The organism is Synechococcus sp. A15-28 (assembly GCF_014280175.1).
Lineage (GTDB): Bacteria > Cyanobacteriota > Cyanobacteriia > PCC-6307 > Cyanobiaceae > Parasynechococcus.
The window spans coordinates 972,985-986,863 of sequence record NZ_CP047931.1; the positions used below are offsets into that span (position 1 = coordinate 972,985).

At 60.4% G+C, this 13,879-nt stretch carries 18 protein-coding genes; 8 read left to right on the plus strand and 10 right to left on the minus strand.

Annotated elements, in window-relative coordinates:
• Window positions 1–14: 14 nt before the first annotated feature.
• On the plus strand, window positions 15–275 hold the full coding sequence (locus SynA1528_RS05310; RefSeq protein WP_186588018.1) for a DUF8643 family protein: 261 nt from the start codon (window positions 15–17) through the stop codon (window positions 273–275).
• 260 nt (window positions 276–535) lie between these two features.
• On the opposite strand, the gene SynA1528_RS05315 is transcribed toward SynA1528_RS05310, so the two are convergent.
• The gene (locus SynA1528_RS05315; RefSeq protein WP_186588558.1) at window positions 536–682 is read right to left on the minus strand and encodes a hypothetical protein; all 147 of its coding nucleotides are present in this window, start codon (window positions 680–682) and stop codon (window positions 536–538) included.
• 125 nt (window positions 683–807) lie between these two features.
• Here SynA1528_RS05315 and SynA1528_RS05320 point away from each other — a divergent pair, with 125 nt between their 5' ends.
• Window positions 808–1,047: a DUF2973 domain-containing protein gene (locus SynA1528_RS05320; RefSeq protein ID WP_186588019.1), complete on the plus strand. Its 240-nt coding sequence runs from the start codon at window positions 808–810 to the stop codon at window positions 1,045–1,047.
• Between the two features lie 397 nt (window positions 1,048–1,444).
• On the opposite strand, the gene SynA1528_RS05325 is transcribed toward SynA1528_RS05320, so the two are convergent.
• From SynA1528_RS05325 to mnmH, 4 genes are read right to left on the minus strand one after another with little or no spacing between them, the layout of a single operon-like run.
• Window positions 1,445–2,446 carry an AI-2E family transporter gene (locus tag SynA1528_RS05325; protein ID WP_186588020.1) on the minus strand — a complete coding sequence of 334 codons (1,002 nt, stop codon included), beginning with the start codon at window positions 2,444–2,446 and terminating at the stop codon, window positions 1,445–1,447.
• Window positions 2,443–3,519 carry an AI-2E family transporter gene (locus tag SynA1528_RS05330; RefSeq protein ID WP_186588021.1) on the minus strand — a complete coding sequence of 359 codons (1,077 nt, stop codon included), beginning with the start codon at window positions 3,517–3,519 and terminating at the stop codon, window positions 2,443–2,445. Before SynA1528_RS05330 ends, SynA1528_RS05325 begins: the two co-directional genes overlap by 4 nt.
• A complete protein-coding gene (gene psb28, locus SynA1528_RS05335) occupies window positions 3,516–3,899 on the minus strand; it encodes a photosystem II reaction center protein Psb28 (RefSeq protein ID WP_186588022.1) in 384 nt (127 codons plus the stop codon). Before psb28 ends, SynA1528_RS05330 begins: the two co-directional genes overlap by 4 nt.
• 26 nt (window positions 3,900–3,925) lie before the next feature.
• Window positions 3,926–4,969 (minus strand): tRNA 2-selenouridine(34) synthase MnmH, encoded by a 1,044-nt coding sequence (gene mnmH, locus SynA1528_RS05340; protein WP_186588298.1) that lies wholly within the window; start codon window positions 4,967–4,969, stop codon window positions 3,926–3,928.
• Between the two features lie 40 nt (window positions 4,970–5,009).
• Between mnmH and SynA1528_RS05345 the strand changes: the two genes are divergently transcribed.
• The gene (locus SynA1528_RS05345) at window positions 5,010–5,744 is read left to right on the plus strand and encodes a GUN4 domain-containing protein (RefSeq protein ID WP_186588023.1); all 735 of its coding nucleotides are present in this window, start codon (window positions 5,010–5,012) and stop codon (window positions 5,742–5,744) included.
• A gap of 49 nt (window positions 5,745–5,793) precedes the next feature.
• Window positions 5,794–6,264, plus strand: coding sequence for an ATP-binding protein (locus tag SynA1528_RS05350; RefSeq protein WP_286187947.1), 471 nt, complete (start codon window positions 5,794–5,796; stop codon window positions 6,262–6,264).
• Here SynA1528_RS05350 and SynA1528_RS05355 read toward each other — a convergent pair.
• Window positions 6,236–6,490 (minus strand): DUF6439 family protein, encoded by a 255-nt coding sequence (locus SynA1528_RS05355; RefSeq protein ID WP_186588024.1) that lies wholly within the window; start codon window positions 6,488–6,490, stop codon window positions 6,236–6,238. The two genes, SynA1528_RS05350 and SynA1528_RS05355, sit on opposite strands and share 29 nt — an antisense overlap.
• A 48-nt stretch (window positions 6,491–6,538) precedes the next feature.
• Here SynA1528_RS05355 and SynA1528_RS05360 point away from each other — a divergent pair, with 48 nt between their 5' ends.
• The gene (locus tag SynA1528_RS05360) at window positions 6,539–6,808 is read left to right on the plus strand and encodes a hypothetical protein (RefSeq protein ID WP_222930195.1); all 270 of its coding nucleotides are present in this window, start codon (window positions 6,539–6,541) and stop codon (window positions 6,806–6,808) included.
• 13 nt (window positions 6,809–6,821) lie between these two features.
• On the opposite strand, the gene SynA1528_RS05365 is transcribed toward SynA1528_RS05360, so the two are convergent.
• The 3 genes from SynA1528_RS05365 to glnA all read right to left on the minus strand — a co-directional run bounded on the left by SynA1528_RS05365 (window position 6,822) and on the right by glnA (window position 9,838).
• Complete coding sequence (locus SynA1528_RS05365; protein WP_186588026.1) at window positions 6,822–7,145, minus strand: copper-binding protein; 324 nt, start codon at window positions 7,143–7,145, stop codon at window positions 6,822–6,824.
• Between the two features lie 81 nt (window positions 7,146–7,226).
• Entirely contained in the window at window positions 7,227–8,300 is a 1,074-nt protein-coding gene (locus SynA1528_RS05370) for a class I SAM-dependent methyltransferase (protein WP_186588027.1), read from the minus strand.
• Window positions 8,301–8,416: 116 nt separating this feature from the next.
• On the minus strand, window positions 8,417–9,838 hold the full coding sequence (gene glnA, locus SynA1528_RS05375; protein WP_186588028.1) for a type I glutamate--ammonia ligase: 1,422 nt from the start codon (window positions 9,836–9,838) through the stop codon (window positions 8,417–8,419).
• Window positions 9,839–10,058: 220 nt separating this feature from the next.
• On the opposite strand from glnA, the gene SynA1528_RS05380 reads away from it, so the two are divergent.
• Both SynA1528_RS05380 and SynA1528_RS05385 read left to right on the plus strand, forming a co-directional pair.
• Window positions 10,059–10,583 (plus strand): allophycocyanin subunit beta, encoded by a 525-nt coding sequence (locus tag SynA1528_RS05380; protein WP_186588029.1) that lies wholly within the window; start codon window positions 10,059–10,061, stop codon window positions 10,581–10,583.
• Between the two features lie 79 nt (window positions 10,584–10,662).
• Window positions 10,663–11,862, plus strand: a complete 1,200-nt coding sequence (locus SynA1528_RS05385) for a pyridoxal-phosphate-dependent aminotransferase family protein (RefSeq protein WP_186588030.1) — start codon at window positions 10,663–10,665, stop codon at window positions 11,860–11,862.
• Here the strand turns inward: SynA1528_RS05385 and SynA1528_RS05390 are convergent.
• Window positions 11,834–12,277: a nucleoside deaminase gene (locus SynA1528_RS05390; protein WP_502707740.1), complete on the minus strand. Its 444-nt coding sequence runs from the start codon at window positions 12,275–12,277 to the stop codon at window positions 11,834–11,836. The two genes, SynA1528_RS05385 and SynA1528_RS05390, sit on opposite strands and share 29 nt — an antisense overlap.
• A 101-nt stretch (window positions 12,278–12,378) precedes the next feature.
• Between SynA1528_RS05390 and SynA1528_RS05395 the strand changes: the two genes are divergently transcribed.
• The gene (locus SynA1528_RS05395) at window positions 12,379–13,779 is read left to right on the plus strand and encodes a pyridoxal phosphate-dependent decarboxylase family protein (protein ID WP_186588032.1); all 1,401 of its coding nucleotides are present in this window, start codon (window positions 12,379–12,381) and stop codon (window positions 13,777–13,779) included.
• Window positions 13,780–13,879: the final 100 nt, after the last annotated feature.

Consider the following 13,879-nt stretch of genomic DNA (forward strand, 5'->3'; position numbering starts at 1 on the left):
ATCTTGCCTGACGCATGTTGAAAGCTCTGGTCTCGATGTTGTTTGCAGCCGTGCTGTGGGTTCAGGTTCCTCAATGGGAGAACGACTGGTCAAGATGTTCTGTTGACGTTCCGGACGTGGATTGTCATTGGTATGTGGTGGCACCAGACAACACCTTTGGTGAGGGATTCAGCTGGTCGAACGCACCGTGGTTCAGTGCTGAGGGGTTGTTGGATGTCGGCAACCTGAAGCAAACAATGGGCAACATTCACGCAACTGCTGCTGCTGATGCCTGAGTTCATCAACAACCAGTCAGGCAAATAAATCTTGCAGATCCTGTCGGCGTGCTCGACGACTCTGGGGAGAATCCAATGGTGATTCGCCCTGATGAATGACGCTCATCGAGCAGGCAAGGGCTCGAAAAGGGCTGTGAATTCCATCGTCAATCTCGCTGCCGATCGGGTAGCCATTGGACAAATGAACAGTCATTTTGAACAATATTTCCACACATGGTCTACGGAGCTGCTGTCGAGAACTGACGACCGGTTTACCGAACTCAAGTGGTCAAATGACTCAAAACAGCTCCAAGACGCATTCCTGATTTCTGATACCCAGCGATTGCCAGGGCGACCACCGAGAAATTGAGCACAAGGAAAGCGGTGATCAGCTTGAGTTCGTTTCTCATTCCCGCAATCTGATCCATCCTTGAGGCCGGCGTGGATCAGGTCTTCATTTGGCAATCGGTCGCCTCAGCAGACCGATGTGATTCAGCCTCGCAGTGGCCGTGGAGCCGTCGTTAATGTTTTTTAACAATCCGTCTGCGCTGTCGTGCTTGGTGCCCTGTTCCCTCTTGCGTATGTCGTTGTTTTTGTCGGCCTGCTGCTTCAGGCCTTTCGGATGATGAGGATTTCTGCCGCATCATCGATGAAGGAGGCGACAGATCGAACAGGGCTTCGCACGGTTCATCCTGAGTTGTTGGATGCGAAGGGCAACGTCACTGACGAGGAGCTTTGGGCTGTTCGCTTTCAGGATCTGAACGAAAACGGCTTGGCTCCTGAAGCCAGCTGACCATTGACCGCGGAGCCGAGAGAGAAACAAGACTCGCCTGTCACTCCCGAGCGATTCGGCTCCGCTCACGCACCCTGACCACGGGAACGTTGGCTGGGGGTAATCGATGGAATCTCTCTCGTCATTGGAAGACGATGTGAAGGCGCAGGAACAGTCCCTGCCGAGCCTTGTCAAGTCGGAGGGACTGTTTTCTGCCAGCTACCAAGTCGCTCTCTCGGTGCTGCTGAAGCGTCCACCCGATGGTCAGTGGAACCTCAGGTGCCCTTTTTAGAGAGTTCGGCCTGGCCACGCACGTGATGTTCCACGGATTTTTGGGATCAAGGATTTCTTCCATGAAGCTCCTTGAAACCTGTGCTCAGGACGACAGAACGTCCGGCCGAGTCGAACTAGCCGATGACTAGGACCAGTGGTCCATCACCTGGCGCACCACCACCCATTGCATGAACACCTGCAGCACCACAACGAGGGGAAGAGCCAGCAGCACTCCTGGGAGTCCCAGCAGGGCACCGAGGCTGAGTTGCGCCATCAGGGCCACCGTCGGTAGCAGGTTCACGGTTTTCCGCAGCAGGAGCGGTGTGAGCAGAAAGGCTTCAAGGTTCTGCAAAATCAAGCGGAACACCAGGACGGACACCACAAGCTGAGGGGATTGCAGCAGGGCCAGTCCTGTGGGCAAAAGCGTCGCTGCAGTTGGTCCGATGGTGGGTACAAAGGTGAGCAGTCCGCACACCAGGGCGCTGAGGAGGGCCAGGGGAGCCTTGAGCAGCAGCAGGCCACCCCAGGTGAGCAGGAACACCGTTGTGGCAGAGAGGGTCATCCCCGTCAGCCATCCGCCGAGGGCCTGACGGCTTTCATCCAGCAGCTGCACCATCAGGTCCCGTGCCGGACGCGGGCTGATGGCCACCACCATGCCCCGATGAGAGGCGGGATCCAGGGCCAGCAGGATGGCCAGCAGGACCATCAACAACACCTGGATCAGCGAGTTTGCCGCCCCTCCGGCCACCCCCAGCAACTGACGCCCCAGTGATTGCAGATTCTCAGGACTCACACCTGCGCCGAAGGCCTGATTCAGCGCAGCCAATCGGGGATCAGCTCCCAGCCATCCGGAAAGCTTGTTGAACAGCTCGGGGAGATCCTGCCCCAGTTGTTGGGTCTGGGTGATCAGTTCCGGCAGCAACAGCTGGCCTATCAACAGACCTGCCAGCAGCAGACCCGCCAGAACGGCCAGCAGGGCCTGGGGTCTGGCCAGATGGCTTCGGTCCTGCAGCTGATGGATCAGCACATCCAGGGCGACGGCCACGACCACCGCACCGAACAGCACCAGCAGCACCCAGCGCAGCTGCCAGATCAGCAGCGCCAGCAACACGAAGGTGAGAGTCAGCAGAGCTGATTGAGCCGTCATGTCCGCAGTCTCAGGGTTGTCCAGCGGTTGAGGACATCCGTGATCAGGACTTCTCGAATCAACACCTGAAGCACGACGGCAAGGGGCAGGGCCAACAGCAGCCCCAACGGTCCGAAGATCACGGTGAAGAGCACCTGGGCTGCCAGGGTGAGGCCCGGCAGAAGCTTCACCTGATGGTGCATCACCGAGGGGGTGATCACATAGCTCTCCAGGTTCTGAATCACCACATAGGCCCCGAGAACGGCGGCCGCTTTCCAGGGGGCATCCAGCAGGGCCACCGCCATGGGAAACACCGTGCTCATGGTGGGGCCAACGTTGGGAATCACGTTCAGCACTCCGGCCAGCAGGGCATTGGCCAGCACGAGCTTCACCCCGAGAAGCGACAGGGTGATCCAGCAGAGCAGAAACACAGCCAGCGAGCTGATGCCCACACCCACCATCCAGCTGTTGAGGGCATCGCCGCAGAGGGTGAGGATCTGATTGGCCCGGCGGCGATAAAAGGAGGGCACCAGCAGGATTCCGACCTGGCGGTAAGCCTGGGGTTGAACAGCCACCATCAGGGCGGCTGCCACAACAAACAGCAAACTCAGGCCTGCACTTCCCAGATTTCCGGCCAGTCCAAGCAGGCCGATCAGGCCGCTGCCAACCCCTGAAGCCAGCGTGGAACCGTCAGGGAGGATCGATTGGCTCTGGAGCCCCAGTTGCTCGAGGTCTGTCGTGGCATCCACCCCGTAGAGCGAATCACTCACCTGATCAAGACCACTCAGGGCAAGCTGCAGCAGCGTTCGGGCTGCCTGGGGAAGTTTTTGCAGCAGCAGGGCGAATTCATCAATGAACGGCGGCACCAGCACCGCCGCCAGCGCTGTGAGCACCAGTCCAAGGCCACTGAGACAGACCAGCAGTGCCAAAGGGCGCCTCATCGGGTAGCGCCGTTGCAGCGCGTCCACCAGGCTGCAGAGCGCCAGTCCCACCACGACGGCTGCAAACAACAGCAGCAACCACTGACGCAAGGTCCACAGGATGAGACCTGCAGCGATCAACGCTGCAAGGGACAGTGCCTGGGGAAAATTCAAGCCTCAGCGTTGGCGTCTCCGTCAGTCTGATCAGAATTCTGGTTTTGGGTGTAGCCCAGCCCGTTCGCTTCGGCGTAGCGCTGGGCGAAACGCATGAACCGTTCGAAGTCCTGTAGGGATTTCCATGAGTAAACGGCTTCCAGGGCACTTGCCGTGCCGTTCACGAATTTGCCGTTGACCTCTCGGGTGACCATTTCCCCTTCTTCATCCACCATCCACATTCCGGTGATGTCGCCCATCGTTTCAGGAGCGATGGCTGCGGGTTGTTCGAAGCGGAAGGTTGCTTGACCGGTGAGCCCATCACGGCTGCGGGTCAGACGGATATCGGGGACGACGGGCTCGTCGATGCCACGGAAAAATTGAATCGACGCCTTAGCCATGGCCGCCCCTTTAAGGAAGCGGGATCCTAAACGGTTTCAGTCAGTGCCCCGGATGCGAGCAGATGATCAGCAGCCTGCTCAATGCTGAGACCACTGATATCCAGGCTCCTGCGCTGCGGTGACCGTTCCAGTTCGTGGTCGTAGCAACGGTCGTAGTAATCCAGGGTGGATCTGCAGGCTGTGGCCCAATCCCCTGCAGCAATGGCATTCAGGGCCTGAGTTGTCCGCTGGGGCCCCAGCCGTCGGCTGATGCGCCGCGTCGCCTCCGCCAGTGCATCCATGCCCTGATGGCCGTACACCCCCACCAATTGATCCACCCGTTCGTTGAGGCTGCGTTGAATCTCCAGGACAGGAGCGTTCTGCATCTGATCGAAGAAGGCCTTTGGAATCCGGCAGCGTCCCACCTGAATGCTTTCGGCTTCCAGCCAGATGGCCTCAGCCCCGGCTTGGCGATGCTGATCAAGGCATTCCGCCAGGCGGTTTTCGTAATGCTCAGTGGAGGGTTGTGGTGGCAGCCCCAGTCCGCCGAAGCTGCTGCCCCGGTGATGGGCCAAGCCTTCAAGATCAACGACTGCAACTCCCCGTTGTTGCAGGGCCAGAAGCAGATCCGTTTTGCCGGTCCCGGTGCGGCCTCCCATCAATCGCAAGGGCCAGAGCCGTTCGAACTGCTGCTGGGCCCAGCGGCGATAGGCCTTGTATCCACCGATCAGCAGCGCTGGCGTCAAGTCGATCTGACTGGCCAGCCAGGCCATGCTGGCGGAGCGCATGCCCCCTCTCCAGCAGTACAGCCTGAGAGTGCCTTGATCGCGCAACTGTTCCAGCTTTCCAGCCAGTGCCGAAAGCTTCGGACCCGTGATGGACAGTGCGAGGTGGATGGCTGGCAGACGCCCCTGCTGCTTGTAGCTGGTGCCGACTTCGGCCCGTTCTTCATCGCTGAACAGAGGGAGGTTGATGGCACCCGGCCAATGTCCTTTTTCGAATTCCGATGGGCTGCGCACATCCACCAGCGGACCCTGCCGCCGGCGCAGCTGATCAATCGTGAGGTGCTGGGGATCTCCCATGCCTGACATAGTGGGCCAACGCCGCGCCAAAAAGGGCCGGTTGCTACTCATGCTCTCCGGTTCAACACCCACTTCAACGGCAACTCCTGAACAGCTGATCGACCGCCTGGCGAAGGGGTCTCCCCGTCAGCGTCGTTCACTGATCAAGTCCTTGGAATCAAGGTCGGCCGATCTCGTCGGCCTTGGATCAGCTGCCCTCGACCAATTTGATCGCAAGGGCTCCGACTGGGCTCCCGGTTGGGTTCTCCAGGTGCTGAGACGGCACCAGCCCGACCACCTTGTCCAACTGCTGTCCTCCACCCCCGAGGGATGGTTGGATGTGGCCTCGGCCATCGGGGTGGATTACGGCCCGCTGCAGCAAGCCCTGCTTGATGAGGACTTCGAAACGGCTGATCGGACCACAAGTTCCATCCTGCGTCAGCTTGCCGGTCCTGCTGCTGAGGCCAGGGGCTACGTCTACTTCAGTGAGGTGCCAGCGATGGCCGGTCTGGATCTGGTGAGCCTTGATCGGTTGTGGACGGTGTATTCCCAAGGGCGATTCGGGTTTTCCATGCAGGCCAAGTTGCTGTCTGGATTGGATGGGCGTTATGAGCGGCTGTGGCCACGGATCGGTTGGAAGCTGGACGGCACCTGGACCCGTTATCCCAGAGCGTTCACCTGGTCGATGGAGGCGCCTGAGGGGCACATGCCTCTGATCAACCAATTGCGGGGGGTCCGTCTCATGGATGCATTGCTCAATCATCCCGATCTCGTGACGCATCGAAGCGCCATGGGACTGTCCTGATCGCTGAGAACCGGTAAGTTCAAACAAGAGCTGAAGCGGCCTGGTCGTGATCCTGCAGCAGGCTTCCTCCAGCACCGAAACGTTTCCCGCGGCCTCGTCCAGGCGTCAGTTTCGTTGGGCGGATTTTGTTTTGCCCTCAACCTTGCAGCTCTCTCCGTTGATGGAAGTGCTGATTGAACCGGTGGGTTGTTTGTTGACGTCCCAGCGGGTCGAGCTCGGACTGCATGAAGCTCTGGTGAATGCCGTGCGCCACGGCAATGCGGAGGATCCCTCCAAGCGGCTGCGTGTGCGGCGGATCACGACTCCGCACTGGTTGGTCTGGCAGGTGCAGGATGAGGGCAGTGGCTTACCACCGAACGCCCGCGCCGCCTCTCTTCCGGAGCAACCAGAAGCGCTCAGTGGTCGAGGTCTCTTCCTGATCCATCAGTGCTTTGACGACGTGCGCTGGAGCCGCCGTGGCAACCGACTCCAACTCGCCTGTCGTCGGCCGCTCAATGATGCGGACAGCCCGGGTCTCTGAGTTCTCCGTTGATCCAGCCCAGGGCTTGCTCGGTGAGCGCCTTCACGTCGCCCCGTTCCCCTTCACTCAGCAGCGTCACCAGCGCAGCGCTCAGCAGCTCGGCTCCACGTCGATCCCAGCGACTTTTCAGACGATGCCAGCTGCGGTCATCAATGCTCAACAGCGCGTGAAGGTCACGGCTGTTGCTCAGGGCCTGCTCGGGCCAGTCCGATTGGGTCGGATCCATGGGCTTCCAGCGTTGTCTGTCTAGTTTCGTGGAAGCCGACACCGGTGAATGCGAATGCAACGACAGCGCCTGCGCTGGCTCCATTCCTGCAGCCAGCTGCTGCAAGTTGGTCGTGTTCAGTCTCTTGCTGTGAAGCAGGGAAAGGGGGTGGCGGCCCGCAGGGGTCAACGGCGGCTGCTCATGGGACGCCGATTGCTTGAGCTGGAAATCGTGGGGTGGTCGATTAAACCTGCTTCAGAGGAGCGTTTCTGGCGGGGCCTCCGCTGGGGGGGAGCAGGATTCAGCCTGGCCTGGCTGTTGAACCAGTGGCTGCAGTGATCGAGCAAAAACCTCAGGCCGCTACTTTGGAGGAATCCTGCCCAACCACCACGAGGGAGACCAGCGTTTCGCTGGGGGATGTCTGGGCGGAAGATTGCAGTCGATCAGAAGGTTGCTGGGGTTCCTGACCGCGTAGCCAGGCGTGATGGAGAGCCCGGCGACGACGGTCCTCGGAAAGAACCAGTCGATCTGCTGCGATTTGGGGGCTTTCTCCGGGGAGAACGGCTGTGCGCAACCGAATCCCAAAACCGTTGGCTTCAACCTGGACGTGACCTTCCATCAGAACCACCTGGAAGGTCCAGCCCTGTAACCAGCGGAGTCGGAAGGGATTGGTCATCGATGTCCCTTTCGGCAACAACCATACCCTATGTCCCTGGAGCCATCGTGCAAGGGAGGGTGTCAGGGAATGGGAATGCGTTCAGGCGGATGGCTGGGAGGGCTTTCTGGCGCTCCAGACCCGAGTCATGAAGTGGGTTTCAGCGGTCACGGCCTCGAAACCGGCCTGGATCAGACGGGCATCGATGTCGTCCGCGATGTAGTCGCGGTAGTACGGCTCGTGGAAGACCCGGCGGAAATTCTCCATGGCGACGTTGAACTGCGGAGAGTCTGCGAGTTGAACGGAATCGGCCAGCACAAAGACACCACCAGGCTCCAGCACACGCCAGGCTTCGTTGATGACGTTCTGGCGTGCCTCAGCCGGCAGCTCATGCAGGAGAAAGACGCAGGTCGCACCCTGCAGTCCGGCATTCGCGAAGGGAAGTTTCTCTCCGTTGGCGCGAATCAGTTGCACCAGAGGGGCCTGACCGTTGTTCAGCCAGCGATTCGCTTGGCGTAAGTAGGCCTCGGAGAGGTCGGCGCCGATCAGCTCCGCATGGGGCAGGGCCCCACGGATCTGTTGGAGCGTCCGTCCTGTTCCCGTGGCGATGTCGAGCACCCGAAGGGTCGAAGGGCTTCGATCGGAGAAGTGCTTCAGGCCGCGCTTCAGCGGCGAGAGCACCCGACGCCGCATCGCATCGGCGGTTCCATTGAACAGGATCTCGACCTGGAGGTCGTACAGACCTGCGGAGTGGTCGCTGAGGTATCCATCGGTTTGGTGATGGAAATTCTGCAGGTAGTACTCAGGGAAGAGGCTGCTGTCGGTTTCTTTGGGGAGATCGCGAACGTTGCGTTCCTTGCGGCGATTCCAGGTGGAAGGCAGATCCAACCAGACCAAGGGATAGCGGCTTGCCCAGTCCAGCCAGGGGGCATCGAACAGCTGAGATTCCGGATAGGTGCCCTGTTGCGCCTCGTCCCAATCGCGTTCCTCCAGCTGAGCCATGGAGCTGCGCAGGTCCTTCAACAGCTCCGGGGGGACGCTCTCAGTGCTGGGAACAGCTTCGGGAGCAAGCAGCTCCATCAACTTGGTGCTCAGCTCTTTGTGGGCCAGGCCAGCGATTCCCTTGCCCTGTTGCAGGGTCTTGTAGGCCAGCTTGCTGAAGGGCGTGGACGCCATTCCATCGATGCACCAAGTGGCCTATTCCAGCGAATGGATGGACAAACCGCGTTGCGCTTGATCCACAAAAAAACCCGCCTCCTGGGAGGCGGGCCGATGAACAACGATCGCGAGATTCAAGCGTCGTAGTACATCGCGAACTCGTGGGGATGAGGGCGCTGGCGCAGCTGCTGGACCTCTTCGTATTTGAGATCGATCCAGTTGTCGATGAAATCGTCGCTGAATACGCCGCCGGCGGTGAGGAAGCCGCGATCGGCATTGAGCGCTTCCAGGGCGCCGTTCAGTGACGGGGGCACTGTGGCGATCTTGGCCAGCTCTTCGGCAGGCAGTTCAAACAAATCACGATCTTCACCGTCGCCGGGGTCGATCTGGTTTTTGATGCCATCCAGGCCCGCCATCACCATGGCGCTGAAGGCCAGATAAGGATTGGCCAGGGCATCACCGGAACGGAATTCGAGGCGCTTGGCCTTCGGGCTGGGGCCGGTGAGAGGGATACGAACCGCAGCGGAGCGGTTTCCTTCGGAGTAGACAAGATTGACGGGTGCTTCGAATCCGGGCACCAGGCGCTTGTAGCTGTTGGTGGTGGGGTTGGTGAAGGCCAGGAATGCCGGGGCATGCTTCAGGATTCCACCGATGTACCAACGGGCTGTCTGGGACAGATTGGCGTAGGTGCCTTCGCCGAAGAACAGCGGCTGGCCACCTTTCCAGAGGCTCTGGTGAACGTGCATGCCGGAGCCGTTGTCGTTGAAGACCGGTTTGGGCATGAATGTGGCTGTTTTGCCGTACTTCTTCGCCACATTGCGCACGACGTATTTGTACGTCATGACGTTGTCTGCCGCTTCAATCAGTTCGGCGAATTTCATGCCGAGCTCGTGCTGTCCGGCACCGGCCACCTCGTGGTGATGCTTTTCGGTGGGGATCCCCAGCTGACCCATCAACAGGAGCATCTCCGAACGAATGTCCTGAGCGGTGTCGTTGGGAGCGACGGGGAAATAACCCTCTTTCAACTGGATTTTGTAAGCCAGGTTTCCACCCTCTTCCAGGCGCCCGGTGTTCCAGGGCGCTTCGATGGTGTCAACGCTGTAGAAAGCCCCGCCTTCGCTGGAGTTGTAGCGGACGTCGTCGAAGAGAAAGAACTCGGGCTCGGGACCGAAGAAGGCGGTGTCCGCCAGGCCGGTGGAGCTCAGGTGGTTCAGAGCTCGTTGTGCCAGGGCACGGGGGCAGCGGTCGTAGGCCTCACCACTGCGCGGCTCCTGAATGGAGCAGATCATGCTCAGGGTTTTGTGGCGGTAGAAGGGATCAATCCAGGCCGTGCTGGCATCGGGAACCATCGCCATGTCAGAGGCATTGATCGATTTCCAGCCGCGAATGGAGGAGCCGTCAAACGCCAGCCCTTCGGTGAAGGAGTCCTCTTCCAGCAGATCGGTGCACACCGTCAGGTGTTGCCACTTGCCATGGAGATCGGTGAATTTCAGGTCGATCAGCTCAATGCCTTCGTCCTTGATCTGTCGAAGGACGTCCTGAGGGGTTTTGGCCATGAAGCTTGAACCGAAAAGCATTTATAGGTGGACCGTAAGGAGCCGCTATGCCCTATTTTGTATCAATGCGCACATTTTTTAATGTGTCTGCGGTGTTGGCAGTGCTTGTTGTCACTCTCGTAACCGTTTCTGTCAACTTCCCTGAATCACAGGCCTGAAGCGGGTTCTCAGCCTTGAAGCGGTGTTACCTTCAGCCAGGATTGTCTGGAGACTCCAGAGCATGCGCGATGCCATCGGCGGATTGATTGGCCGTTATGACCAATTGGGACGGTATCTGGACCGCTCGGCGATCGACAGCATCGAGTCGTATCTGGATGAGTCATCCCTGCGGATCCAGGCCGTTGAGCTGATCAACCGGGAAGCTGCTGAAATCGTGCGCGAGGCTAGTCAGCGGTTGTTCCGTGATGAGCCGGAACTCTTGCTGCCCGGTGGTAATGCCTACACCACACGACGTCTCGCGGCGTGTCTGCGGGATATGGACTATTTCCTGCGTTACGCCAGTTACGCCCTCGTTGCTGCTGACAGCACGATCCTGAACGAGCGTGTTCTCAATGGTCTTGACGACACTTACAAGAGCCTTGGCGTGCCCACGGGGCCCACGGTTCGCAGCATTGTTCTGCTGAGTGAAGTGATCGTGGAGCGTCTTCAAGCCACGGGAGTCGACCCAGCTCGTCTCGGAGTTGTCGTGGAACCGTTTGATTACATGGCCCGTGGTCTTGCCGAAACGAATGTGCGGCAGCGATGAGCAGCGTTTGCCGCGACCGTTGCAATCGGTCTGAAAGGCTTCAAAGCTGAGACGCGACTGCGTAGGCTCCACCTATTGAATGACCACCCAGGCCTTGGCGGTAACGAATTCCTTGCTTCAAGTCAAAGACGCTCACCGCCAAGCGTTCAACGCCATCAACACGCCCGATCGCCTGTTGCTTGGGCCTGGCCCCTCCAATGCCCATCCGACGGTTCTTGAAGCTCTTTCGAGGACGCCGATCGGTCATCTGGACCCTATCTACGTGGAGTTGATGGGTGAGGTTCAGGAATTACTGCGATACGCCTGGCAGACCGATAACCGACTCACCCTGCCGATGAGTGGCACCGGCAGCGCTGCCATGGAAGCCACCCTGGCCAACACCGTTGAGCCCGGTGACACGGTGCTGGTGGCCGTCAAGGGCTATTTCGGGCTGAGACTTGCCGATATGGCCGGTCGCTATCGAGCTACTGTGAAAACCATCGAGAAGCCCTGGGGTGAGTGGTTTTCCCTCGAAGAGTTGGAAGCAGCGCTGATCGAGCACAAACCGGCGATCCTTGCTCTTGTCCACGCCGAAACCTCAACGGGCGTCTGCCAACCCATGGAGGGCGTCGGTGACCTCTGCCGCAAGCACAACTGCCTGCTCCTGCTCGACACAGTCACCTCCCTCGGCGGAGTTCCCCTCTATATCGACGAGTGGAAGGTCGATCTGGCCTACAGCTGCAGTCAGAAGGGCTTGAGTTGCCCCCCTGGTCTCGGACCCTTCACGATGGGCCCCAGGGCCGAGGAGAAGATGACGTCCCGCAGCGGGAAGGTCCCGAACTGGTACCTGGATGTGTCCCTGCTGAACCGGTACTGGGGAAGTGACCGCGTGTACCACCACACAGCACCTGTGAACATGAACTTCGGCATGCGTGAGGCTCTGCGCCTGCTCGCCGAGGAGGGATTGGATGAGGCCTGGGCACGTCACCGCCGCAATGCTGAGCGCCTCTGGAGTGGCCTTGAGCGTCAAGGGCAGTCCATGCACGTTCCAGAGGAACGTCGGCTCCCCACCCTCACCACGGTTCGGATCCCGGACGGCGTTGACGGCAAAGCCTTCAGCCAGCACCTGCTCAACACCTTCGGCATTGAAGTGGGTGGTGGACTCGGCTCCCTGGCCGGGAAGATCTGGCGCATCGGTCTGATGGGCTACAACTCCACTCCTGAAAACGTGGATCGGCTGCTCAACCTGTTCGAGACCGAGCTTCCCCGCTTCAGCGGTTCCGCCGCCGCCGCTGCCTGAACCAGATCTCCAGCTGATCAGCAGCTCGCTCCTGCATCAGGGGACCCACCACGCGCATGTGGTGATGGGCACTGGGGTCCGTTGCCAGATCAAGGCAACCCCCCAGCCCGCCACGTTTTCTGTCGGAGGCCCCAAACACCACAGTTCCCATTCGCGCCTGAACCAGGGCTCCAGCGCACATCGGACAGGGTTCGAGGGTGACGAGAAGGGTGCAGGGATTGAAGCGCCAGTCACCTCGAATGGTGGCGGCCTGACTCAGGGCCACCAATTCCGCATGGCCCAGGGGGTCCTGGCACCGCTCACGTCGGTTGCGCCCGTGGCCGATGCAACGCCCTTGCTCGTCGAGAATGACGGCAGCCACTGGCACTTCACCGCTGTCTCCATTGTCGGAGGCTCGCGCCAGCAACACATTCATCCACTCGGTCCAGCGCTCTTTCTCGTTCACCCCCTCTCTCGTCCGTCACTGTGAGCACCATCCCACGAGGCGCGAGGATCAACGCAGTTCCAACGCAGCCGGTGCACGCCTCCACCGATCTCCGGCCCGACCTGCACAGCCTGGACTCCTTCGCCTCTCCAGATCAAACCGATCCGGTTCTGCAGGATTTCCTGCACCGGGCCGCAGATCTGCTCTGTCATTGGATCGGTGCTGCCTCCCAGGGAGTGCCGTTGCCGACCGTGCGCCCTCAGCCCGACGTCGCTCCGATGGCGGCAGGGCTGGGAATGGAGGGGTTGCTCAAGGATCTTCAGCTGGTGATGGATGGTGCCTACCAGCCCTCCCATCCGGGAGCTCTGGCCCATCTGGATCCACCGCCGCTCACGGCGACGATTGCAGCCGATCTGATCTGTGCCGGCCTCAACAACAATCTTCTGGCGGAGGAACTCTCCCCTGGGCTGACGGACCTCGAACATCAGCTATGCGGCTGGTTCTGTCAGCGACTGGGACTGCCGGAACAAAGCGGTGGGGTGCTGGCCAGCGGCGGCACCCTCAGCAATCTGATGGGGTTGGTGGTGGCCCGCACCGACGCGGGGGTTCGCGATGGCGTCGTGCTCTGCAGTCGCGACGCCCACGTCTCGCTTCAGAAGGCTGCCACCGTGATGGGACTGGCGGATGAGGCGCTTCTGCAGCTTCCCGTTGACAGCGACGGCGGCCTGAACCTGGCAGCTTTGGAGTCGGCCCTGGTGGACTTACGCCGCGACGGTCGCTGCTGTCTGGCGGTTGTGGCGACCGCAGGCACCACAGTCCGGGGGGCGGTGGATCCCCTGAACGGGATCGCCAGCCTCTGCCGGCGTGAAGGGGTCTGGCTGCACGTGGATGCAGCGATCGGTGGGGTTTTTGCCCTTTGGGAGCCATTGGCATCCCTGATGAAGGGGTTGCATCAGGCGGATTCGATCACGCTCAATCCGCAGAAGCTGCTGGGGATCACCAAAACCTCCTCCATGCTGCTGTTGCGGGACCGTTCCAAGCTGCGGCAGGCCTTCTCCACAGGGTTGCCCTACATGGAGTCCCCCTGCGGTGACGATCATGGTGGTGAGCTGGGTCTGCAGGGGACCCGGCCGGCTGAGGTGCTGAAGCTCTGGCTTGGCCTGCGGCAGCTCGGCATCGACGGCATCGGTTCCGTGCTGGAGTCCGCCCTCGAGCGCAAAGCCATGCTGAAACAGCTTTTGCCGGAGGATCGGCTGTTGCTGATGGATGGCGGCCTGCACCTGTTGGCCCTGCGACCCCGTCAGGACGATCCTGCTGTCTCCGCCCGTTGGACCGAGCAGACGCGACAGTTGCTGATGCGCCAGGGTTTCCTGCTGTCGCGCCCCCGTTACGACGATCATCACTGGTTGAAGGTGGTTCTGGGGAATCCCCACACCACCAGCTCACACCTGCAGCAGCTGGCAGGGTTGATCAGGCAGCAGCTGACCGACTGATCCCGCAGAATCGGACCGCGTTGTGCGGGATGGAATGGGCGTGAACGAGCAGCGTCCGCGCTGGGTGGCGATCGTGACCGGGGCCATTTCCATCGCGATC